The organism is Tropicimonas sp. IMCC6043, from assembly GCF_004146235.1.
Taxonomy (GTDB): domain Bacteria; phylum Pseudomonadota; class Alphaproteobacteria; order Rhodobacterales; family Rhodobacteraceae; genus Tropicimonas.
Window position 1 is genome coordinate 262091 of the sequence record NZ_SELO01000001.1, and the last position, 22035, is coordinate 284125.

Annotated in this window: 23 protein-coding genes; 14 read left to right on the forward strand and 9 right to left on the reverse strand. The window is 65.4% G+C overall.

Translation table 11 applies throughout. The annotated features are described in order from the left end of the window. Positions 1–10: 10 nt before the first annotated feature. The 8 genes from apbC to EU800_RS01280 form a co-directional block, all read right to left on the reverse strand. A complete protein-coding gene (gene apbC, locus EU800_RS01245; RefSeq protein ID WP_129627657.1) occupies positions 11–1114 on the reverse strand; it encodes an iron-sulfur cluster carrier protein ApbC in 1104 nt (367 codons plus the stop codon). Positions 1115–1146: 32 nt separating this feature from the next. Next, a complete protein-coding gene (locus EU800_RS01250) occupies positions 1147–2019 on the reverse strand; it encodes a DmsC/YnfH family molybdoenzyme membrane anchor subunit (protein WP_129627660.1) in 873 nt (290 codons plus the stop codon). Next, on the reverse strand, positions 2019–2756 hold the full coding sequence (locus EU800_RS01255) for a 4Fe-4S dicluster domain-containing protein (RefSeq protein ID WP_129627663.1): 738 nt from the start codon (positions 2754–2756) through the stop codon (positions 2019–2021). The genes EU800_RS01250 and EU800_RS01255 overlap by 1 nt, the downstream gene beginning before the upstream one ends. Continuing rightward, positions 2753–5560 carry a molybdopterin oxidoreductase family protein gene (locus tag EU800_RS01260; RefSeq protein WP_129627666.1) on the reverse strand — a complete coding sequence of 936 codons (2808 nt, stop codon included), beginning with the start codon at positions 5558–5560 and terminating at the stop codon, positions 2753–2755. Before EU800_RS01260 ends, EU800_RS01255 begins: the two co-directional genes overlap by 4 nt. A gap of 62 nt (positions 5561–5622) precedes the next feature. Then, positions 5623–7065 (reverse strand): siroheme synthase CysG, encoded by a 1443-nt coding sequence (gene cysG / locus EU800_RS01265; RefSeq protein WP_129627669.1) that lies wholly within the window; start codon positions 7063–7065, stop codon positions 5623–5625. Between the two features lie 7 nt (positions 7066–7072). Continuing rightward, positions 7073–7276, reverse strand: coding sequence for a hypothetical protein (locus tag EU800_RS01270; RefSeq protein WP_129627672.1), 204 nt, complete (start codon positions 7274–7276; stop codon positions 7073–7075). Beyond that, positions 7269–7466, reverse strand: a complete 198-nt coding sequence (locus EU800_RS01275; RefSeq protein ID WP_129627675.1) for a sulfur relay protein DsrC — start codon at positions 7464–7466, stop codon at positions 7269–7271. The genes EU800_RS01270 and EU800_RS01275 overlap by 8 nt, the downstream gene beginning before the upstream one ends. After that, complete coding sequence (locus EU800_RS01280) at positions 7450–8301, reverse strand: TauD/TfdA family dioxygenase (protein ID WP_129627678.1); 852 nt, start codon at positions 8299–8301, stop codon at positions 7450–7452. The genes EU800_RS01275 and EU800_RS01280 overlap by 17 nt, the downstream gene beginning before the upstream one ends. A gap of 350 nt (positions 8302–8651) precedes the next feature. On the opposite strand from EU800_RS01280, the gene dsrA reads away from it, so the two are divergent. The 14 genes from dsrA to EU800_RS01350 all read left to right on the forward strand — a co-directional run bounded on the left by dsrA (position 8652) and on the right by EU800_RS01350 (position 21790). Next, positions 8652–9947 carry a dissimilatory-type sulfite reductase subunit alpha gene (gene dsrA, locus EU800_RS01285; RefSeq protein ID WP_129627681.1) on the forward strand — a complete coding sequence of 432 codons (1296 nt, stop codon included), beginning with the start codon at positions 8652–8654 and terminating at the stop codon, positions 9945–9947. A 62-nt stretch (positions 9948–10009) separates the two neighbouring features. Further along, positions 10010–11092, forward strand: a complete 1083-nt coding sequence (gene dsrB / locus EU800_RS01290) for a dissimilatory-type sulfite reductase subunit beta (RefSeq protein WP_129627686.1) — start codon at positions 10010–10012, stop codon at positions 11090–11092. 16 nt (positions 11093–11108) lie between these two features. Further along, entirely contained in the window at positions 11109–11501 is a 393-nt protein-coding gene (tusD, locus tag EU800_RS01295) for a sulfurtransferase complex subunit TusD (RefSeq protein ID WP_129627689.1), read from the forward strand. 10 nt (positions 11502–11511) lie between these two features. Then, positions 11512–11919 (forward strand): sulfurtransferase complex subunit TusC, encoded by a 408-nt coding sequence (gene tusC, locus EU800_RS01300; RefSeq protein WP_129627693.1) that lies wholly within the window; start codon positions 11512–11514, stop codon positions 11917–11919. A 9-nt stretch (positions 11920–11928) separates the two neighbouring features. Beyond that, on the forward strand, positions 11929–12237 hold the full coding sequence (gene tusB, locus EU800_RS01305; protein WP_129627696.1) for a sulfurtransferase complex subunit TusB: 309 nt from the start codon (positions 11929–11931) through the stop codon (positions 12235–12237). A gap of 44 nt (positions 12238–12281) precedes the next feature. Beyond that, positions 12282–12614 (forward strand): TusE/DsrC/DsvC family sulfur relay protein, encoded by a 333-nt coding sequence (locus EU800_RS01310; RefSeq protein WP_129627699.1) that lies wholly within the window; start codon positions 12282–12284, stop codon positions 12612–12614. 69 nt (positions 12615–12683) lie between these two features. Further along, a complete protein-coding gene (locus tag EU800_RS01315; protein WP_207209823.1) occupies positions 12684–13406 on the forward strand; it encodes a respiratory nitrate reductase subunit gamma in 723 nt (240 codons plus the stop codon). Positions 13407–13415: 9 nt separating this feature from the next. Continuing rightward, positions 13416–14951, forward strand: a complete 1536-nt coding sequence (gene dsrK, locus EU800_RS01320; protein ID WP_207209824.1) for a sulfate reduction electron transfer complex DsrMKJOP subunit DsrK — start codon at positions 13416–13418, stop codon at positions 14949–14951. 26 nt (positions 14952–14977) lie between these two features. Continuing rightward, a complete protein-coding gene (locus tag EU800_RS01325; protein ID WP_129627702.1) occupies positions 14978–16927 on the forward strand; it encodes an NAD(P)-binding protein in 1950 nt (649 codons plus the stop codon). 2 nt (positions 16928–16929) lie between these two features. Further along, positions 16930–17415 (forward strand): hypothetical protein, encoded by a 486-nt coding sequence (locus tag EU800_RS01330; RefSeq protein ID WP_129627705.1) that lies wholly within the window; start codon positions 16930–16932, stop codon positions 17413–17415. After that, on the forward strand, positions 17412–18146 hold the full coding sequence (gene dsrO, locus EU800_RS01335) for a sulfate reduction electron transfer complex DsrMKJOP subunit DsrO (RefSeq protein WP_129627708.1): 735 nt from the start codon (positions 17412–17414) through the stop codon (positions 18144–18146). The genes EU800_RS01330 and dsrO overlap by 4 nt, the downstream gene beginning before the upstream one ends. 11 nt (positions 18147–18157) lie before the next feature. Next, positions 18158–19357 (forward strand): NrfD/PsrC family molybdoenzyme membrane anchor subunit, encoded by a 1200-nt coding sequence (gene nrfD / locus EU800_RS01340; RefSeq protein ID WP_129627711.1) that lies wholly within the window; start codon positions 18158–18160, stop codon positions 19355–19357. Positions 19358–19367: 10 nt separating this feature from the next. Then, positions 19368–20384, forward strand: coding sequence for a glycosyl transferase family protein (locus tag EU800_RS01345; RefSeq protein WP_129627714.1), 1017 nt, complete (start codon positions 19368–19370; stop codon positions 20382–20384). Beyond that, entirely contained in the window at positions 20381–21790 is a 1410-nt protein-coding gene (locus EU800_RS01350) for a cobyrinate a,c-diamide synthase (protein WP_207209825.1), read from the forward strand. The genes EU800_RS01345 and EU800_RS01350 overlap by 4 nt, the downstream gene beginning before the upstream one ends. Positions 21791–21809: 19 nt before the next feature. On the opposite strand, the gene EU800_RS01355 is transcribed toward EU800_RS01350, so the two are convergent. Further along, positions 21810–22034, reverse strand: a complete 225-nt coding sequence (locus tag EU800_RS01355; protein WP_129627717.1) for a sulfurtransferase TusA family protein — start codon at positions 22032–22034, stop codon at positions 21810–21812. Position 22035: the final 1 nt, after the last annotated feature.

The following is a 22035-nucleotide window of genomic DNA, read 5'->3' on the forward strand; positions in this document are numbered from 1 at the left end:
TGTGCCGCGGTCAGTCCTCGTCTTCCTCGGGGAAGAGCCGCGTCGCCACCTTCAGCGCGATATCGCGATAATGCTTGGCGTGCAGGCTGTCGGGCTCGGACATCACCACCGGCGTGCCGGCATCCGAATGCTCGCGGATCGACATGTGAAGCGGGATCGCACCGAGGAAGGGCACGCCGAGTCGCTTTGCGTCTTCCTCGGCGCCGCCGCGGCCGAAAATATCCGAGGGCTTGCCGCAATGCGGGCAAATGAAAGTCGACATGTTCTCGACGATGCCGAAGATCGGCACATCGACCTTCTTGAACATCTTCAGACCCTTGCGGGCATCGATGAGGGCGAGGTCCTGCGGCGTCGAGACGATGACCGCACCCTGGAGCGGCACCTGCTGGGCCATGGTAAGCTGCGCGTCGCCGGTACCCGGCGGCATGTCGAGCACCATCACGTCAAGCTCGCCCCAGTCGACTTCGCGGGTCATCTGCATCAGCGCCGTCACCACCATCGGCCCGCGCCAGATCACCGGGTTGTCCTCCTCCATGAGGAACCCCATCGACATCACCTTCAGCCCGTATTTCTCTACCGGCCGGATGCGCTCGTCCTCGATCTCCGGGCGCTCGTGGATGTCGAGCAGCCGCGGCATCGACGGCCCGTAGATATCGGCGTCCAGAAGGCCGACCTTCAGGCCGAGCCCGCGCAACGCGAGGGCGAGGTTGACCGAGGTGGTGGACTTGCCGACACCTCCCTTGCCGGAGGCCACCGCGACAATGGTCTTCACGCCCGGAACGGCGGCGGAATGCGGACGCATGTCGCGGCCGGGCGCCTCGGTCGGGCGTTTCCGGAGCTTCGGCGGCTCGGGCGGCGGCGGCGGCGCGGCGCGCTCGGAGGTCAGAACGACGAGGAGCTTCTCGACGCCCTCGAGTCCCGACAGCCGCTCCTCGATGAGCCGCTGAGTCTCCGCGATGTCGCCGGCGAAATCCTCGGGCACGTTGACCGGCACGAGAACCTTGCCGTCCTCGGCCGAGACCTGTTCGGGACGGACCATGCCGGAGGTCAGAAGGTCCGTGCGCAGCCCGGGCGGCGTGATCAGCGACAGGCGCGCCAGGATGACTTTTTTCATGGAATTCTTTCCCTGTTGGGCCGTTTGCCGGCCTATTTTCCGTAGTAGAGCGAGACCACGTGCTGCGCCTCGGCAAAGAACAGCCAGCGCGCGGCGAAGACGCCCGTGAGATGCAGGAGCACGGCGAGGCCGATCGCGACGAGGTTATTGGGCGCCAACAGCACGATCAGCAGCGGCAGCACCACCGCCAGCACGAGGCCGACGACCCTGAGCTTGGCCGCGTGCTTGCGTCCGACGTCAAAGGCCATCTCCCTGAGCAGGTAGTTGCCGCCCGAATGCGGCGGTTCGAGCAGGCGCACCCGGCCAATGGCGCCGAGGCCGGTGGCGGTCTCAAGGGTCGCGCCGGAGGCGGCAAAGCGCCCGTCGCCGATGTGCCAGGCAGCGAGCTGGGTTCCGCCGAGCAGCACCAGCAGAACACCTGCCGCGGTGGACTGGCCGGCCAGCAGCGCCCCGCCGGCGAGCGCGTAAGCGACAAACAGCACCGGCGTGAGCGGTTGGGACCAGCGCGGGACCGTCTTGAGCTGAGTGTAGATCATCGACGTGCTGAAGACGGTGGCGAGACAGAGCACCGCGCCAAGCAGCCCGAGCCAGCCGGGCGCGCCGCCGAGGAAGATCCGACCGAAGGCGAAGGGCGCGACCGTCAGCAGCGCGGCGACCGAGATCACCGCCTCGCGGCTGAGCCAGCTCGTGCGCCACTGGCTGAAGGCGCGCGGCGCGTTCTTCGGATTGCCAAGATGGAAGGCCGACGCCAGCAGGCCGCCGACCGCGAGCGCGTAGGCCAGGAAATACATTCCGAAGGCTGCCCAGCCCAGGACATCGGGCTGTCCCAGCCCGAGCCATGTCAAAAGGCCGAAGCCGAGGCCGGAAAGCGCGGTGAACACGATAACGGAAGGAGCGGGATGCATCAGAGCGCCTCCAGAGCCGAATCGAGCCATTTCAGGAAGCCGGACGGGCCGTCTGTCCGCGACGGCAGCGGCTCGGCCTCCTGCGTCATGCGATCCTTGACGCGCGGCGGCAGATACTTGTTGACCGGCCGTGTGCCCATCTCGGGCATCAGGTCGACACCGCCACGCGCGGCGACGAGCCGCGACACGTCGCTCTCCGGGTCGCCGAGATCACCGAAATGCCGCGCGCCTGCCGGGCAGGTCCGCACGCAGGCCGGCTCGCGGTCCTCCTCCGGCAGGTTCTGGTTGTAGATCCGGTCGACGCAGAGGGTGCATTTCTTCATCACGCCGGCCAGCGCGTCGAGTTCCCGCGCGCCGTAGGGGCAGGCCCAGGCGCAGAGCCCGCAACCCATGCAGGCGCTTTCGTCGACCAGGACGATGCCGTCCTCGCCGCGTTTGTAGCTGGCGCCCGTGGGGCAGACCGTGACGCAGGGCGCGTCGTCGCAATGCAGGCAGGATTTCGGGAAATGCACCGCCTGGGCGGGGCCGGCCTCCGGAGTCACTTCGTAGGAATGAACGCGGTTCAGGAAGGTCCCCTCCGGGGCCGCGCCATAGGCGTCTGAATCCGAGAGCGGCACGCCATAATTCGAAGTGTTCCATTCCTTGCAGTTGATCACGCAGGCGTGGCAGCCGACGCAGGTGTCCAGGTCGATCACGAGGCCGAGCTTGCGATCTGTCTTGGTGGGAAGCGCGGTCATTTGAACCCCTCCCCGTAGGCGACATCCGCGGGACCGCGGCCCACCGGCGATGCCTGAGCCTCGTGCGCGGGTTCGGACGGGCCGTCCGGCGGCACGCGGCGGATCTTCACCCGGAGGTCGAACCAGGCGGCCTGGCCGGTGATCGGATCCGAATTGGCCCAGCGACGGCCATCGCCCTTCGGCGGCAGCAGCTCGTGGATCAGGTGATTTAGGAGAAACCCCTTTTCGGCTTCCGGCGCAGCCTCGTCGAGCGCCCAGGCGCCGCGCCGCTTGCCGATGGCGTTCCAGGTCCAGATCGTCTCCGCGTTGAGCGCGTCCATCCGCGCCACCGGCACCTTGATCCGGCCGTGGGGCGATGTGACTTCGGCCCAGTCGCCATCTTCGAAGCCCTCGGCCTCCCAGATCCCGCCGGGAATGTAGAGCCGGTTGACGTTCGTGATCTGCCGCAGCCAGGCATTCTGCGAGCCCCAGGAGTGATACATGTGCATCGGTCGCTGAGTCAGCGCGTGGATCGGGTATTCCGCCTTGTCGACGGCGGCCTCCTCGAAGGGTTCGTACCAGACCGGCAGCGGCGTGCAGGTCGCCTTGACCCGGTCGCGCAGATGCTCGGGCGGCTGGCAGGCGCCGTGGCCCTCGGCGGCGCGCTGGAGCTTGCGGAGAGGCTCCACGTAAAGATTAAAGACGTAGGGCAACGGCTTGTCGAACAAGCCGATTTTCACGGCCCAGTCCTGATACCCCTGGTTCCAGGGCTTGTAGAACTGCGCCTCTTCCGGGATGTGGCCGATCCAGAATCCGCCATTCTCGATATAGCGCTGGAGCTGGTTCGGGTTGGGCGCACCTCTGCCCTCGCTTTCGCCGTCCTCGCCGCGCCAGCCGGCCAAAGGGCCTATTCCGGGGCGGCGCTCGTGCCGGACCATGTAGTCCGCGTAGTCGGCATATTTCTGGCTGCCATCCTCATTGACGAACCCTGGCAGGCCGAGCCGCGCGCCGAGATCGACGAGCGCGGACTGGAAGCCCTTCACATCACGATCGGGCTCCTGAACCGGCCAGCGGATCGCGTCGGCCGCCGCCTCGGCTTCGCAGATCGGCCGGTCGAGCAGCGAGATGCAGTCGTGCCGCTCGAGATAGGTCGTGTCGGGCAGGATCAGGTCTGCGAAGGCCACCATCTCGGAGCTGTAGGCGTCCGAATAGAGGATATGGGGGATGACATACTCGCCGTTTTCGTCCCGGTCGGTCAGCATCTTCATGACCTCGGACGTGTTCATCGACGAGTTCCACGCCATGTTGGCCATGTACATGAAGAGCGTGTCGATCTTGTACGGGTCGCCGGCGTGCGCGTTGGAGATCACCATGTGCATCAGCCCGTGGACCGAGAACGGGTTCTCCCAGGTGAACGCCTTGTCGATCCGGAGCGGCAGGCCGTTCTCGCAGATTTGCAGGTCCTCCGGCCCCATCGGGAAGCCGAGATGCGGACCGGCGAGCGGCTGGCCGGGACGACCGACGGCATTGGGCTTCGGGTGCGCCTCGGGGGGCTTGGGATAGGGCGGCTTGAAGCGGAAGCCGCCGGGCACTTCGACGGACCCCAGCAAGATTTGAAGGATATGCAGCGCTCGGCAGGTCTGGAAGCCGTTGGAATGGGCCGAGATTCCGCGCATCGCGTGGAAGCTCACCGGGCGGCCAACCATGGTCTCGTGGCGCTGGCCCTTCCAGTCCGTCCAGGGCTGGTCGAGCACGATCTCCTCCTCGAAGGCGACGCGGGCAAGCTCGGCGGCGGTGGCGCGGATCCGCTCGGGCGTGATCCCGCAGCGGTCCGCGACCGCCTCGGGCGCGTATTGCGGGTCGAGAAACGCCTCGGCCATCGCCTGCATCACCGTCCGGTAGGTCTTCCCCTGCCGCTCGAGGCCGTTGGTCAGGTCGGGAAGCGCGCCAGGCGTGTCGAAGCGCACGGCGTCGCCGGTCGCCCTGTCGACCACCAGTGGAACACCCTCCTCGTTGCGCAGGAAGAGCCCGTCCTCGTCGAGCAGGAAGCCGGCATTGGTGTAGCGCGCGAGATAGCCTGCATCGACCTTGCCCGCCCGCATCAGCTCGTGGATGAGCGACAGGATGAAGAGTCCGTCCGTGCCCGGCGTGATTCCGATCCATTCGTCGGCCACGGCATTGTAGCCCGAGCGGATCGGGTTCACCCCGATCACCTTTCCGCCACGCCCCTTGAGCTTGCCGATGCCGGCCTTGATCGGGTTGGAATCATGGTCCTCGGCGACGCCAAAGATCATGATGAGCCTGGTGCGGTCCCAGTCCGGCTGGCCGAACTCCCAGAACGCCCCGCCCATCGTGTAGATGCCGGCCGCGGCCATGTTGACCGAGCAGAAGCCGCCATGCGCGGCGTAGTTCGGCGTGCCATAGGCCTGCGCCCAGAAGGACGTGAAGCTCTGGCTCTGGTCACGGCCGGTGAAGAAGGCGAGCTTCTTCGGGTCGGTCTCGCGGATCGGCTTCAGCCAGCTCACCGCGATCTCGTAGGCCTCCTCCCAGGAGATTTCCTCGAATTCGCCCGAGCCGCGCGGGCCCACTCGTTTCAGCGGCGCGCGCAGACGGGCGGGCGAGTAGTGCTGCATGATGCCCGCCGAACCCTTGGCGCACAGCACGCCCTTGTTCACCGGGTGGTCGCGATTGCCCTCGATATACTTCACCTTGCCGTCCTGCATGTGGACGTTGATCCCGCAGCGGCAGGCGCACATGTAGCAGGTGGTCTTCCGGATCTCGTCGGAGACCTTCGGAGAGGGCTGCGCCTCTATTCTACTCGTCATTTCAGTCACTTGGTGTCCTCCCGTCACACGCAACCCAAAAATCGCGCCCTATCTTTCTGATTTCATGCGTTTTCTGGAGAAAGCGACATTGCATGCGGCGCGTCCTCCCGCGCCCCTGCAGCCGGCGCCAGCAACGAACGGAGCCGGACAACGCTGCCGATGAGGATCATCGACGGGCTCCGGAACCCTTCCCGCGCGACCTTCTCCGCGATGTCGCCGAGCGTGCCGGTCAGCACGCGTTGTTCCGGGCGCGTCCCGTTCTCGATCACCGCAACGTCGGTCTCCATCGCCACGCCGTGGCGGCGAAACCCCTCGACCAGCGTGTCGAGATTGGAGAGCCCCATATAGACCGCGACCGTCTGGGCCGGGCGGACCAGCACCTCCCAGTCGAGATCGAGCACGCCATCCTTGCCGTGTGCCGTCACGAAGAGGCAGGACTGGGCGTGGTCACGATGCGTGAGCGGGATGCCGGCATAGGCGCCGCATCCGGCCGAGGCAGTGATGCCCGGCACTATCCTGACGGGGATTCCGGCCGCCACCAGCGCCTCCATCTCCTCGCCACCGCGGCCGAAGATGAAGGGATCGCCGCCCTTCAGACGCAGGACCCGGTTGCCCTCGCGCGCCAGCTTCACCATCAGCGCGGAGATGTCTCCCTGCTCCATCACGTGTTCCTTGGGGAGCTTGCCGACATAGATCCGCTCGGCATCGCGGCGCACAAGTGACAGGATCTCGTCGCCGATCAGACGGTCGTAGAGCACGACGTCGGCCCGTTGCATCAGGCGCAGCGCGCGGAAAGTCAGCAGGTCCGGGTCGCCCGGACCGGCACCGACGAGATAGACCTCGCCGGGCGGCCGCCCCCGCTGTTCGGCCACTTGTTGAAGATCGGCCTCGAACCGTTTGACTGCACCTTCGGAATCCCCCGCGAGATAGAGATCCCCAACGGGCCCATCGATCATCCGTTCCCAAAAATGTCGCCGTTCCCGGCCGCTGTCGATCACTTCGGCGATGCGGTCGCGGAAGCCGCCGACGAAGGCGGTGAGCCGGCCGTAGACCGGCGGCAGCATGGTCTCGATCCGCGCCCTGAGGGTGCGGGCGATGACGGGCGCCGCGCCGCCGGTGGAGATCGCCACCACCACCGGCGAGCGATCGACGATCGAGGGCGTGACGAAGTCGCATTTGTCGGTCACGTCGGCGATGTTGCAGAGCACCTTGTGGGTGCGGGACCATTGGTAGAGCCGTTCGTCGCGGTCCTCCTCCTCGGAGGCTCCGTAGACGACGAGGCTTTCGGCGACATCCTCCTCCCGCGGCAGCCTGCGCTCGAAGCTGAGCCCCGCGGGTGCCGCCTCGACGATGCCCATCAGGTCCTCACCCGGATCGGGATCGAGCGACAGCACATGCGCGCCGGCCGAGAGCGCCCGCTCCACGCGGCGCGCCGCCACCGAGCCACCGCCATCGACCAGAACCCGGCGACCGGCGACGGTCAGGAAGATCGGAAGGTTGTCCATGCGCCGGTCACTCCCGCGTGGCGGCGCCGATCAGCGCTTCGCCCAACATGATCGCGGTCTCCGCGTCGAGATCCACCTGGGTAATCCGGTGGCCCTCGCGGAGCACGAGGCGCGTCATGCTCATCCCGCCGTCGAACTCGACGTGTCGGAGCATCGCCTTGCGCCGGTAGGGCAGATCGAATTCCGCCAGATCGGTGATCGTCTCAGTCATAGTCCAGTCCTCGCGTGAACGCGGTTTCGAGCACCCATTGCCAGTTCCGCGGCGTGTCCCGGAAGTCGGGCTTCACGTCGAACTCGAGGAACATTTCGCCGGATTGTCCAGCGTGTTTAACCAGTTCCTCGAGTTCGGGGAAAGTGGTCACCTCCGGATGGGCGATGATCAGGTCACTCAGCTGCGCCATGGATTTCCTCCGCCACCCGGACATGAAACCGCAACCGGAGCATGACGCGCCGGTCGGTTTCCGAGGCACCGTCCTCGAACCGGGTCCTGTTGTGAAGCACGTTGTTGTTGAGAATCCCCTGCCCCCGGTCGAGCCGGATCTGGCGCATCAGCGGATCGCCCGCGGCGAGCCAGGCCCGCAGCCAGTCCGCGGCCTCGAGCGTCGCGGAGTCCTGCCGCCAGTTGATCGAACGCGTGCGGGCGGTGTAGCGCATCTGCAACCGGCCAGTGGCCGGGTCGGGATAGAAGACCGGTCCGACCGAATCAGGCCGTATCGTGCCATCGGGCTCCCGGTTCTCGGGAATCGTCATCGCCTCGGGATGCATCAGCGCGCGAACGTAGGCCGGGTCGGCCTCGCGCAGGCGCAGATAGGCCAGCTCAGGGTCCATCAGCTGATTCTCGCCGCCCGACAGCGCCTTCTGGTGGCAGTGCAGGAGGAAGCCGGCGACGCGGTTTTCGGGGGCGCTGTAATACCCATCGGTATGCCAGTTCATCGCCTTGGGAGTATAGGGAATATAGCCCTTCTTTCCCTCTTCCGAGGAGGTACGCAGCGCCACGACCCCGGCCGCGCCGGACGAGCGGTGCGCCTCCGACTCCAGCAGGCCGAAATGCTGCGCGAACCGTGCGAGCGCCGCGCTCGCGGCCGCGACATCGGTCTCGGGATGCGCAACCGAATAGACCGCGAAATTGCCGAGCGCACAGCGGGCCTCAAGCTCCCGCACCGCCTCCGGAGAGGGTGATTCCAGCGAATCCACCTCGACCGGCGGCAGCGCCTGCAGGCGTTCAGAGACCCTCAATCGGGCCGCCCGCCACGCCGTCCAGGCCGTGTTCGGCTCCAGATCCTGCCATCTGAAATTCCTGATAATTTCGCTATCCTCGACCGACCCCAAACGGTAACCCCCCGATTTTCCCACTCTATGTTATCTTCTGCGGCGCAGCATTCCTTCGCTGCGGTGCAATATTGTTGCGCGCATCAACGCAGGAGTTGCACAATCTTTTAACATTCGTAAAATAATATGTGTAGATGCTTCGTTAGGAAACGCACAGCCGAAGATCGCGCACCCATCCGCAGCCCCCGGTTTCAGAGGAGATCCGGAGGCCGCCAGATCCGCACGGATCGGGACGCGTCAGAGCCAGGGAGGACATGATGAAGGACGACCCACAGGACCGCGGCGACGAGCGGAAGATCCACCCGACACCGTTGCTGGACGAGCTCGAGGACGGCCCCTGGCCGAGCTTCGTGACCGGCCTCAAGCGGCTTCGCGACGAAGGCTCCGAAAGCAACCGCAAGATCATGAATGACCTGCTCGGTCAGCTCAACCATTCCTACGAGAACCGGATGGGCTACTGGAAGGGCGGCACGGTCTCGGTCTTCGGCTATGGCGGCGGCATCATCCCGCGCTTCTCCGAGGTCGCGGACAAGTTCCCGGAATCGAAGGAGTTCCATACGCTGCGGGTCATGCCGCCGGCGGGCTATCACTACACGACCGAAATCCTGCGCAAGATGTGCGACATCTGGGAGCGGCACGGCTCGGGCCTCATCGCCTTCCACGGCCAGTCCGGGGATATCATGTTCCAGGGCTGCACCACGGAGAACACCCAGAAGGCGTTCGACGAGCTCAACGAGATCGGCTTCGACCTCGGTGGCGCCGGACCTGCGCTGCGCACGGCGATGTCCTGTGTCGGCCATGCCCGCTGCGAGCAGTCCTGTTATGACGAGGTCCGGGCACACCGGACGATCATCAACAAGCTCCTGGACGAGATGCATCGCCCGGCCCTGCCCTACAAGTTCAAGTTCAAGTTCTCGGGCTGCGCCAACGACTGCGTGAACGCCATCCACCGCGCCGATTTCGCGGTGATCGGCACCTGGCGCGACGACATCAAGATCAACCAGGAGAAGGTCAAGGAGCACATCGCCGCCAAGGGCCGGAAATACACGATCGACACCGTCGTCTCGATGTGCCCGACCCGCGCGATCTCGCTCAACGACGACGACACGATCGAGATCGACAACAAGTCCTGCGTGCGCTGCATGCACTGCATCAACGTGATGACCAAGGCGCTCAGCCCGGGCGATGACCGGGGTGTCTCGATCATGATCGGCGGCAAGCGGGCGCTGAAGATCGGCGACCTGATGGGGATCATGGTGGTGCCCTTCATGAAGCTGGAAACCGACGAGGATTTCGAGAAGCTCGAGGATTTCGCAGAGCGCGTCGTGGAGTTCTTCGCCGACAACGCGCTGGAGCACGAACGCGTGGGCGAGACAATCGACCGGATCGGCCTGCCGGCCTTCCTCGAAGCGCTCGACATCGAGCCCGACCCGAACATGGTCAACCATCCGCGGACCTCCTGCTACGTGCGCACCGACGATTTCGACGAGGAGGCGGAGAAGTGGTTCGAGCGCAAGGCGCGCGAGGCGGGGCTTCAGATCAGCGCCGAATGACCGGCTTGGCTTGACGATACAGGACCGTCCGGGCCCGCGCGCCCGGACCGAGGGAGGACGACATGAAAGACCAGACCGACACCCCCCGTACGCCCGACGAGGTCGGCGTTCCGGACCCGTTCCAGTACATGCACCCGGTGATGAAGGCCAATTACGGCAACTGGGACTGGCATGACCGCCCGCAACACGGCGTGCTGCGCCACGTCTCCAAGTCTGGCGACGTGATCTACACGATACGCGCCGGCACGCAGCGGCAGATGGACGTTTTCACCATCCGCAAGCTCTGCGACATCGGCGACAAGTTTGCCGACGGCCATGTGCGGTTCACGACACGATCGAACATCGAGTATCTCGTGGCCGACGAGGCGAAGATCGAGCCGCTGATCGCCGCGCTGAACGAGGCCGGCTTCCCGGTCGGCGGCACCGGCGCCTCGATCTCGATGATTTCGCACACCCAGGGCTGGCTCCATTGCGACATCCCCGGCACCGACGCGTCTGGCGTGGTCAAGGGGCTGATGGACATGCTGCATGAGGAGTTCGTGCATGACCGGATGCCGAACCGGCTCCGGATCACCACGTCCTGCTGCCAGATCAACTGCGGCGGCCAGGGCGACATCGCGGTCAACGTGCAATACACCAAGCCGCCGAAGATCAACCACGACCTGGTGGCGAATGTCTGCGAGCGCCCGGCCGTCGTGGCGCGCTGCCCGGTGGCGGCGATCCGGCCGGCGATGGTCAACGGCAAGCCCTCGCTCGAGGTTGACGAGAAGAAATGCGTCTGCTGCGGCGCCTGCTACCCGCCCTGCCCGCCGATGCAGATCAACGGCGCGGATTCGACCAAGATCGCCATCTGGGTCGGCGGCAAGCATTCGAACGCCCGCTCCAAGCCCACTTTCCACAAGCTGGCGGTCGCCAACCTTCCCAACAACGCGCCGCACTGGCCGGAGGTGAAGGACGTCGTGCGGCGGATCGTCGAGGCCTACAAGGAGGACGCGAAGCACTGGGAGCGCATGGGCGAGTGGATCGACAGGATCGGCTGGAACCGGTTCTTCGAGATGACCAACCTGGCCTTCACCAAGCACCATCTCGACACATGGACCGGCGCGCGGAAGTCCATGAACATGTCGGCCCATCTGCACTTCTGACCGGAAAGGACGAACCGTGAAGCTAGGAGTCGTCGTCAGCGAGGGTCCCTATACCCATCAGGCCGCTGACACCGCGTATCATTTCGTGAAGGCAGCGCTGGACAAGGGCCACGAGGTTCCGCGCGTGTTCTTCTACCACGACGGGGTGAACGTCTCGACGCGCCTCTCGGTTCCGCCACAGGACGAGCGCCACATCCAGCAGAACTGGACGGCGCTCGCCCAGGAAAAGGGCATCGACCTAGTGGTCTGCATCGCTGCCGCACAGCGCCGCGGGCTGCTCGACGAAAACGAAGCGAAGCGCCAGGGCAAGGATTCCAACAATATCGCCGAGGGGTTCCGGATCTCCGGCCTTGGACAGTTGATCGAAATGGGCATCCAGACCGACCGTCTGGTGATGTTCGGGGATTGAGGGGAGCGAGATGTCCGAGACCAAGAAGTTCCTCTACGTGAACCGCAAGGCGCCCTACGGGACGATCTATGCGCTCGAGAGCCTCGAGGTGGTGCTGATCGGCGCGGCCTTCGAACAGGATGTCTCCATGGCGTTCCTCGACGACGGCGTGTTCCAGCTCACCAAGGGCCAGAACACCGAGGCGATTGGCGTGAAGAATTTCTCGCCGACCTTCCGGGCGCTCGGCGATTACGAGGTCACCAAGCTCTATGTCGAGATGGAATCGCTCGAGGAGCGCGGCCTCGGCCCGGACGACCTCCAGGAGATCACCTACGAGGACGAGGATGACGACTGGGAGGAGAAACCCTCGATCCGGATCGTCAGCCGCACCGAGATGGCCGACATCATGGCCGACCAGGATGTCGTGTTGAGCTTCTGAAGGGAACCCATGTCCACTTTGCACACCGTCAACAAGTCGCCCTTCGGAAACGGAGCGCTCTTGAGCTGCATCAATCACTGCAAGCCGGGAGATGCGGTATTGCTGATCGAGGATGGCGTCTACGGCGCGCTCGCGGGCTCTGTCGTCGAACACGCGGTCATAACCTGCGCGCCCTCCGTCTCGATCTACGTGCTGGAAGGCGACGCCGAGGCGCGGGGGATCGGCCCCGCGAAGCGGCTCCCGGACGTCCAGTCGGTCGGGTACGACGGCTTCGTCGATCTCGTGGCGACCCACGATCGCACCCAGGCCTGGCTCTGAAAACCCGCCCCGAAAGGGGGCGCACTGAAAGAAGGAAAGAAAGAATGTCCTATCAGGTGAACGGTCACACGATCGAGCACGACGAGGAAGGCTATATCACCACCCTCTCGGACTGGTCGAAGGAACTGGCCGACGAGATCGCCAAGGTCGAGAATATCGACATGACCGAGGAGCACTGGGCCGTCGTGAACTTCCTGCGGGATTACTACGACGAATACCAGATCGCGCCGGCCGTCCGGGTGCTGATCAAGGCGATCAAGAAGGAAATGGGCCCCGAGAAGGGCAACAACAAATACATGTATGAGTTGTTCCCCTACGGCCCGGCCAAGCAGGCGTGCAAGATCGCCGGTCTGCCGAAGCCGACCGGCTGCGTCTAAACTGCTCGTGACGACACGCCAAGCCCCTGAAAATTAACGAAACGCAGGGGCTTAACGGGAGGACTCCGCGTGCTGGGATACATCTATGCCATTCTTTTCTACGCCGCGACGGCGATCCTCGTGATCGGTCTGGCGTCGAAGATCTGGATCTATGCCCGCACGCCGGCGCCCCTGAAGATTCCCACGACGCCCGCGCCGAAGACGCGCTCGGGCGTCGTGCTCCGGATGTTCCGCGAGGTCGTGTTCTTCGAGAGCCTCTACAAGTCCAACAAGTGGATCTGGCTCTTCGGCTGGATGTTCCACATGGGGATGTGGCTGGTGCTTATCCGCCACCTGCGCTATTTCACTCAGCCGGTCTGGGGATGGGTGGAACTCGCACAGCCCTTCGGCATCTATGCCGCCTTCGCCATGCTGATCGGGCTCGGCGGGCTCTGGGCGCGGCGGGTGCTGGTCGAACGGATCAAGTATATCACCAACCCCTCCGATCACCTGATGCTGGCGCTCCTGATGGGCATCGTGCTCTCGGGCATGATGATGCGCTTCGTCACGCGCACCGACATCGTCTCGGTCAAGGTCTACATGCTCGGGCTGATGCGCTTCGACGTGGGTTACATGCCTGCCGACCCGGTGCTGATGCTGCATCTGTTCCTCGTTGCGACGCTGATGATCGTCTTCCCGGTCTCCAAGCTGCTGCATGCGCCGGGCGTGTTCTTCAGCCCGTCCCGCAACCAGGTCGACAACCCGCGCGAGAAGCGCCACATCGCCCCCTGGGCGGCCAAACTCGAGAGCTGAGGATACGTCATGGCGCCCAAGGACAGCGACGACATTCCCCGGATGCACCACCCGCTGGAGATCCCGAAGCTCAAATGCGGCGCAATGGAAGATTCGGCTCCCTACCCCGCCTCGCCCGCGCATCAGGCCAGCGTCGGCTTCCCCGAAGAGCTGCTGCCCGACTGGAAGGAGCGCGCGCTGGCCAAGATGAAGGACCTGGCGGAGAAGAACCGCGCCTTCAAGGTCTATCTCGACGCCTGCGTGAAATGCGGCGCCTGCACCGACAAGTGCCACTACTTCCTCGGCACGGGCGATCCGAAGAACATGCCGGTGGCCCGGCAGGACCTGCTGCGTTCGGTCTACCGCCGCTATTTCACCTTTGCGGGCAAGTATTTCCCGAAACTCGTGGGCGCGCGTGACCTGACCGAGGAGGTGTTGGACGAGTGGTATTCCTATTACCACCAGTGCAGCCAGTGCCGCCGCTGTTCGGTCTTCTGCCCCTACGGGATCGACACCGCCGAGATCTCGATGGCGGCGCGCGAGATCATGGACGTGGTCGGCAAGGGCCAGAAATACTGCAACGAGATCATCGGCAAGGTCCATGTCGTCGGCAACAATCTCGGGCTCCAGGAGAAGGCGCTGCGCGCCACGCTGGAGGATCTCGAGGAGGAGATCGAGGAGGATACCGGCGTCTCGGTGCGCCTGCCGCTCGACGAGAAGGGCGCCGACATCCTGCTGATCACGCCCTCGGCCGATTTCTTTGCCGAGCCGCATATCGAGGGGCTCATCGGCTATGCCAAGGTGTTCCACGAGGCGGGCGTAAGCTGGACGATCTCGTCTCACGCCTCTGAGGCCGCCAATTTCGGCCTTTTCATCGGTTCCTACGAGAACATGCGGAAGGTCAGCCTGCGCATTCGCAAGGCGGCGCAGGATCTCGGCGTCAAGCGGATCATCTTCGGCGAATGCGGCCATGCCTGGCGGGTGGCCTATTCCTTCCTCAACACGCTTGCGGGGCCCTGGGATTTCCTCGACCCGAAATACCCGGTGCCGCAGCACATCCTCGAGTTTACCTGGGACCAGATCCAGCGCGGCAATCTCAAGCTCGACAAGTCGCAGAACGACCATATCCGGCTTACCTATCACGATAGCTGCAACGTCGCCCGCGCCTCGGGGATGGGCGACCAGCCGGGCGGGCAATTCGAGATCCCGCGCAACGTGATCCGCGCGGTGTGCAACCATTTCTACGACATGGACCGCGACACGATCCGGGAATCGACCTTCTGCTGTGGCGGCGGCGGCGGGCTCCTGACCGACGAGTTGATGGACCTGCGCACCAAGGGCGCGGCGCCGCGAATGACGGCGCTCCAGCAGGTGACGGAGGAGCACGGGGTCACCCACATGGCCGCCATCTGCGCGATCTGCAAGACGCAGTTTTCGAAGGTGATGCCGAAGTTCGGCTACGACATGGAGTCGATCGTCTCGGTGCACCAGCTGGTATCGAACGCCATCGTCCTGACCGGTCAGGGCGGCGCGGAGGACGAGGACGGGGAGGAGGACGCCGCCTGAGCGCGCGTCACGAGGGAGGATACGACATGGAAGACATGGCCGAGGCGAGAAAGCCGACATTCCGGCGGTTCCACGAGGGCGAGACCGCGGAAGACTGGGACCTGGAAGAGAAGATCTTCAACGCCGACCATTCGCACAAATGCCCGACCTACGTCCACAAGACGCCGCCCTGCCAGGGCGCCTGCCCCTCCGGGCACGAGATCCGTGGCTGGCTGGCGATCGCCCGCGGCATGGACAAGCCGCCGGTCGAGGACATGACCTGGCAGGAATACGCCTTCCACCGGATGGCTGCGGCCAACCCCTTCCCGGCCACCATGGGCCGGGTTTGCCCGGCGCCCTGCGAGGCCGGCTGCAACCGCAACGAGGTGGACGATTTCGTCGGCATCAACGCGGTCGAGCAATATGTCGGCGACTGGGCGAACGAGAACAACGTCCGGCATACCCCACCCGCGGCCGAGACCGGCAAGCGCATCGCGGTGATCGGCGGCGGGCCTGCCGGGCTCTCGGCGGCCTATTTCCTCCGTCTCGACGGCCATGAAGTGACGATTTTCGAGGCGAACGAGAAGCTCGGCGGCATGATGCGCTACGGCATCCCCGGCTACCGGACCCCGCGCGACATGCTCGACAAGGAGATCGGGCGGATCATCGACCTCGGGGTCGAGGTCCACACCAATACCCGCGTCGGCAGCGACCTGTCGGTGGAATGGCTCGAGGCGGAATATGACGCGATCTTCTGGGCGCTCGGCGCGCAGACGGGGCGCCCGCTGCCGATCCCTGGCTGGGAGGACACCGAGAACTGCATCAACGGCATCGAATTTCTCGACGCCTTCAACCAGGGCTATGTGCTCGGGACCGCGAAGAAGGTTGTGGTGGTCGGCGGCGGCGACACCTCGATCGACGTCGCATCGGTCGCACGGCGCCTCGGCCACATCACCAAGGACTACCTGCCCGAGCGCAACGACGGCTCGGTGATCGACTTCACCTCGCATGACGTCGCCTCCTCGCTGACGCGGGAAGGCATGGACGCGGTGCTGACCTCGCTCTTCCCGATCGAACAGATGACGGCGGCAGAGCGCGAGCGCGAGGACGCCAAGCGCGAGGGCATCGAGATCAAGGGCGGTGTCATGCCGCTCGAGGTGCTGAAGAACGGTGATGGCCGCGCCGTGGGCCTTCGGATGTGCCAGTGCACGATGAAGGGCATGGTGCCGGAGCCGATCGAGGGCACCGAGTTCGAACTGGAGGCGGATATCATCATCGCCGCCATCGGCCAGATGGGCGATTTCCAGGGGCTGGAGGAGATGGATGGCGGCCGCGGCTTCATCGCCACCACGCCGACCTACCAGGTGAAGGGCAAGGAGAAGCATTTCGCCGGCGGCGACATCATCCGCCCGCACCTGCTGACAACCGCCATCGGCCACGGCCGGATCGCGGCGGACACGATCACCGACTTCCTCGACGACGGCGAGATCGTGAAGCGGCCGAAGGTCGACGTGCATCACTTCAACCTGCTGGCCGAGCTGCACCAGCGGCACAAGGACCCCGAGCCCTATGACCATGCGCAGACGCGCGGCACAAACGATGCCGGCTTCGCAGTGCATAATTACGAGGATCGCAGCGCGGCGCAGATCATTCCGCATGACGAGCTCTTCAAGGGCCATTTCAACTTCGTGAAGCGCGAGGAACGCGAGGAGGTCCACATCCACGCCGACCACGTTCTGGGCAATTTCGAGGAGCGCATCGTCGGGCTCAGCGAAGAGCAGGCGAAGAAGGAAGGCGAGCGCTGCATGTCCTGCGGCATGTGCTTCGAATGCGACAACTGCGTGATCTACTGCCCGCAGGACGCGGTGCACCGCGTGAAGAAGGCGGACCGCACCGTCGGCCGCTATGTCTATACCGACTACACGCGCTGCATCGGCTGCCACATCTGCGCCGATGTCTGCCCGACGGGCTATATCAAGATGGGCCTCGGGGAGTGACCATGCGACTGGCGCTCCTCTTTCTCGGCCTGGCGCTCGCGCTGGTCTCGCCTGCTTCGGCGGACGGGACCTGGGCCGGGCTTGGCCCGAGCGTGCCGAAGGCCACCGGCGAGCCGCATCCGGAGGGCAACGCCTATATGCGGCGCCATCACATGCAGCTGATGCGGCACGACCGGAACCTGACCGTGCATGACGGAGACCGCGACGTCGGTGCAAGCCTCTCGGAATGCTTCGAATGCCACGCGGTCGAGGATGGCGCGGGCGGATACGTCACCTATGAGAGCGAGCAGCATTTCTGCCGGGCCTGCCACGACTTCGCGGCGGTGAAGGTCGATTGCTTCATGTGCCACCGCTCGACGCCCGAAGGGTTCGAGGAGCCGCCGATGCATGCCTTCGACGCCACGCCGGAGCAGGACATCCAAGTGACCCGCAGCTTCCTCGACCATGCCTTCGGACCCGGCAAGAGCGACGGCGGGAGGACCGAATGAGCCAGCCACCGAAGATTTCGCGCCGCGACCTGCTGAAGAGCGGCGGCAGCGCGGTGACGCTGACCATAGCTTCCGGCGTCACGCTCATGGCCTTCGGCGGCTCCGAGGTCCAAGGCGCGGCCGACGCGGGCAAGCGGTGGGGTCTCCTGATCGACGTGAACAAATGCGCCAAGGACTGCACCGCCTGCATCACCGCCTGCCAGGACGAGAACGGCTGGAAGGGGCACGGCAACCGGGAGACCGACGCTCAGTGGATCCGCAAGGTGACGCTGAAGAACAAGGCCACCGGTCATGAGACCGCGATGCCGGTGATGTGCCAGCATTGCGAGAAGCCGCCCTGCGTCGACGTCTGCCCGACCGGCGCATCCTTCAAGCGCAAGGACGGCATCGTGCTTGTGGACAAGCATATCTGCATCGGCTGTCGCTATTGCATGATGGCCTGCCCGTTCAAGGCGCGCAGCTTCGTGCACGAGCCCACCAACAACCAGTCGGTCAACGCGCCGCGCGGCCAGGGGACAGTGGAGAGTTGCACGCTCTGCGTCCACCGCGTCGACAAGGGCCAGATCCCGGCCTGCGTCGAGGCCTGCGATGCCACCGGTAACGGCGCGATGATCTTCGGCGACCTGAAGGACCCCGAGAGCGAGATCTCGAAGCGGCTCGCCGAGTTCCCCTCGGTGGCGCTGCGCGGCGATCTCGAGTTGAACCCGGGCGTTCGCTACGCGGAACTCTGAAGGGAATGGCCATGGAACGCACGATCTATCGCGAAATCCCGGCAACCGGTGCTCTCTGGGCGGTCGCGGCACTGCTCATCGCCTTCATCGCCGGCGCGGCTGCCTCGGTCATCTATGTCGAACATCACGGCCACATCGCAACCGGCATGAACAACCAGGTGGTCTGGGGCATCCCGCATGTCTTCGCGATCTTCCTGATCGTCGCGGCCTCGGGTGCGCTCAACGGCGCCTCGATCGCCTCGGTCTTCGGACAAGCACCCTACAAACCGATCGCCCGGCTCTCGGCGGTGCTCGCAATGTCGCTGCTGATCGGCGGGCTCGCGGTGCTGGTGCTCGACCTCGGCCGGCCGGACCGGCTGCTGGTGGCGATGACCACCTACAATTTCAGCTCGATCTTCGCCTGGAACATCTACCTCTACACCGGCTTCCTCGCCGTGGTCGCGACCTATCTCGCGGTGCAGATGAGCCGGGTCGACTATGCCTATGTGCGCGGCGTCGGCACGGTGGCCTTCCTGTGGCGGCTGGCGCTGACCACCGGCACCGGCTCGATCTTCGGCTGGCTGGTGGCTAGGCCCGGCTACGACGCCGCGATCATGGCGCCGCTCTTCATCGCCATGTCCTTCTCCTTCGGCCTCGCAGTTTTCATCCTCGTGCTGGTGACGCTGTTCCGGATCTCGGGGCGCAAGGTGGGCGGCGCGCTCTGTCACCGGCTCGGCGGGCTACTCGGCATCTTTGCCGCCACTGTGCTCTATTTCACTGCCGTCCAGCACCTGACCGCGCTCTACGCCGCCAAACATGCGGGCTTCGAACGGTTCATCCTGCTGGAGGGCGGCCATTTCACCTGGATGTTCTGGCTCCTGCAGGTTGTTGTCGGCGGACTCATTCCGATCGCGCTGATCTACGTGCCGCGGATGCGCAACAACCCTGCCGAACCGATCCTCGCCTCGATACTGGTCATCATCGGCGGGCTGGCGCAGATTTATGTCATCGTCGTCGGCGGGCAGGCCTACCCGATGGACATCTTCCCGGGTTACGAGGCGTCGAGTTCCTTCTTCGACGGCGAGGTCGCACGCTACAGTCCCACCCTGCCCGAATTCGCTCTCGGGCTCGGCGGTGTGGCGCTAGCACTGCTGGCGGTCGGTCTGGCGGCCAAGATCCTTCGGATCTTGCCGACCAACCTGCTCGATGCGAACCTCCCGGCAAATGACTGAGGATCAAGACATGCCGCTGGACGCTCACACCCCCCACCCGTTCTCGCGCTTCGTGGCCATTCTCGGCCGAGGCAAGACCAAGCAGCGCCACCTCACGCTGGAAGAATCCAGCGAGGCGATGGCGATGATCCTCGCCGGCGATGTCCTGCCGGAACAGCTCGGCGCCTTCCTCATGCTGCTCAGGCTCAAGGAGGAATCGCCCGAGGAGATCGCCGGCTTCGTGCAGGCGACGCGCGCCACATTCGAACTGCCCGACGATCCGGTGGCGGTCGATATCGACTGGTCCTCCTATGCCGGCAAGCGCAGCCACCTTCCCTGGTTCCTGCTCTCGGTCGCCGTGCTGGTCGGCAGCGGCCACCGGGTGGCGATGCACGGCACCGAGGGGCACACGGCGGGGCGGGTCTATACCCGAGACCTTTTGCCGATGCTCGGGTTCCCCGTCGCCGGCTCACTCACTGAGGCCGCAGACCAGGTCGGCGAGACCGGCTTCACCTATATCCCGCTCGAAGTGTTGAGCCCGCGGCTCCGGGAACTCATCAATCTCCGTCCGATCTTCGGGTTGCGCTCGCCGGTCCACACCTTTTCGCGCATGCTCAACCCGTTCGACGCACCGGTAATGATGCAGGGCATCTTCCACCGCGGCTTCATGGACATCCATTCCGGGGCGGCGCAGATCCTCGACCAGCCCTCGATGGCGGTGTTCCGCGGCGAGGGCGGCGAGATCGAGCGGCGCCCGAACAAGCCGGTGCAGGTCTGGACCACCCATGGGCAGGCCGGGCCGCATGTCGAGACCTGGCCGGCGCTGATCGGCGACACCTACCAACCCGCCGCGGAGGATATGAGCCCGCAGAAGATGCTGGCGGTCTGGCGGGGCGATGTGGAGGACCCCTACGCGCTCGCCTCGATCACGGGCACGCTGGCGGTGGCGCTCCGGACCATGGGCCGGGCCGAGAACATCGAGACCGCCGACGCGCTTGCTGCCGAACTCTGGGAGCACCGCGACCGGCGCGCCCTGCCCGCGCCATGACCCACCTGCCCCGCTTCATGATCGCCGCCGCCCACAAATCCTCGGGCAAGACGGTGATCTCGGCGGGCGTGGCTGCGGCCATGTCCGCGCGGGGCCTCTCGGTGCAGGGTTTCAAGAAGGGGCCGGATTACATCGACCCGATGTGGCTGACCCGCGCCACCGGGCGGCCCTGCTACAATCTCGATTTCAACGCGCTAAACGATTCCGAGATCGCCACGCTCTTCGCCAGCCGCGCCCGCGGCGCCGACATCTCCCTGGTCGAGGCCAACAAGGGTCTCTTCGACGGTGTCTGTCCCGACGGCACCGATTCCAACGCAGCGCTGGCCAAGCGGCTCGGCCTGCCTGTCGTGCTGGTGGTCGACACCCGCGGCATGACCCGCGGCATCGCGCCCCTTCTGCTCGGCTACCGGGCCTTCGACCCGGAGGTCCGCATCGCCGGGGTGATCCTGAACCGGACAGGCGGGTCGCGGCACGAGGGCAAGCTCCGGCAGGCCGTCGAGACCTATACCGACCTCTCCGTCCTCGGCGCGGTCGGCGCATCGCCCTCGCTCGACATCTCGGAACGCCATCTCGGCCTCACGACGCCGTCTGAATGGTCTCAGCACAGCGTGTTCCTCGAGTCCTCCGCCCGCCGGATCGCGGCGCAAGTGGAAATCGACCGGCTGGTCGAGCTCGCCGGTACCGCGCCTGACCTGCCCGGCGCCCCGATGCCGCGCCCCGCCCCCCGGAGCGGCGCGGCGCTCCGGATCGGCATTGCGCGGGACGAGGCCTTCGCCTTCTACTATCCCGACGACCTCGAGCGGTTCGAGGCCGCCGGCGCGGAACTTGTGCCGGTCGACATGCTGCGCGACCAGGCCCTGCCCGAACTCGATGGCCTCCTCATCGGCGGCGGCTTCCCGGAGACCCAGATGGAAGCGCTTGCCGCCAATTCGGGCATGCGCGGGAGCCTCCGCGCGGCGCTCGAAGCCGGCCTGCCCTGCTATGCCGAATGCGGCGGGCTGATGTATCTCTGCCGGTCGCTGTCCTGGCATGGCGAGACCCGGCCGATGGTGGGCTTTCTCGAGGCCGACGCGGTGATGCATGCCCGTCCGCAGGGACGTGGCTATGTCCGTTTTGCCGGGACGCCGCAGGCGCTCTGGGGATCGACACCGGAAGAACGGCGCGCGCACGAGTTCCACTATGCCAGCCTCGAGAACGTCGCCGCTCCCGTCTATGCCCGCAGGATCACCCGCGGCCAGGGCATCGACGGCGCCCATGACGGGTTGGTGAAGGCCAACACCCAGGCGGGTTTCGTCCATCTGCGCGATAGTGCCGCCACGCCCTGGGTCTCGGATTTCCTTCGCTTCGTATCCGGATGCCGGGACGGCGCGGCACGAAAAAACCCCGCCCTCGAAGGGCGGGGCTGACAGTTGGTTCTTCTTCCGGTCAGTTCTTTTTGATCTCAAACTTGTAGATCTCGCCCTCGGTCGAGGAACTCAGGAGCTCGTTCCCGGTCTGGTTGCAGAAAGCCGCAAAATCGGCGACCGATCCCGGGTCCGTCGCGCGGATTTCCAGCACCTGGCCGGCAGTCATTCCCTTGAGCGCTTTCTTGGCCCGCAGAATCGGCAGAGGGCAGTTGAGCCCTTCCGCATTGAGTAGTTGATCAGCCACC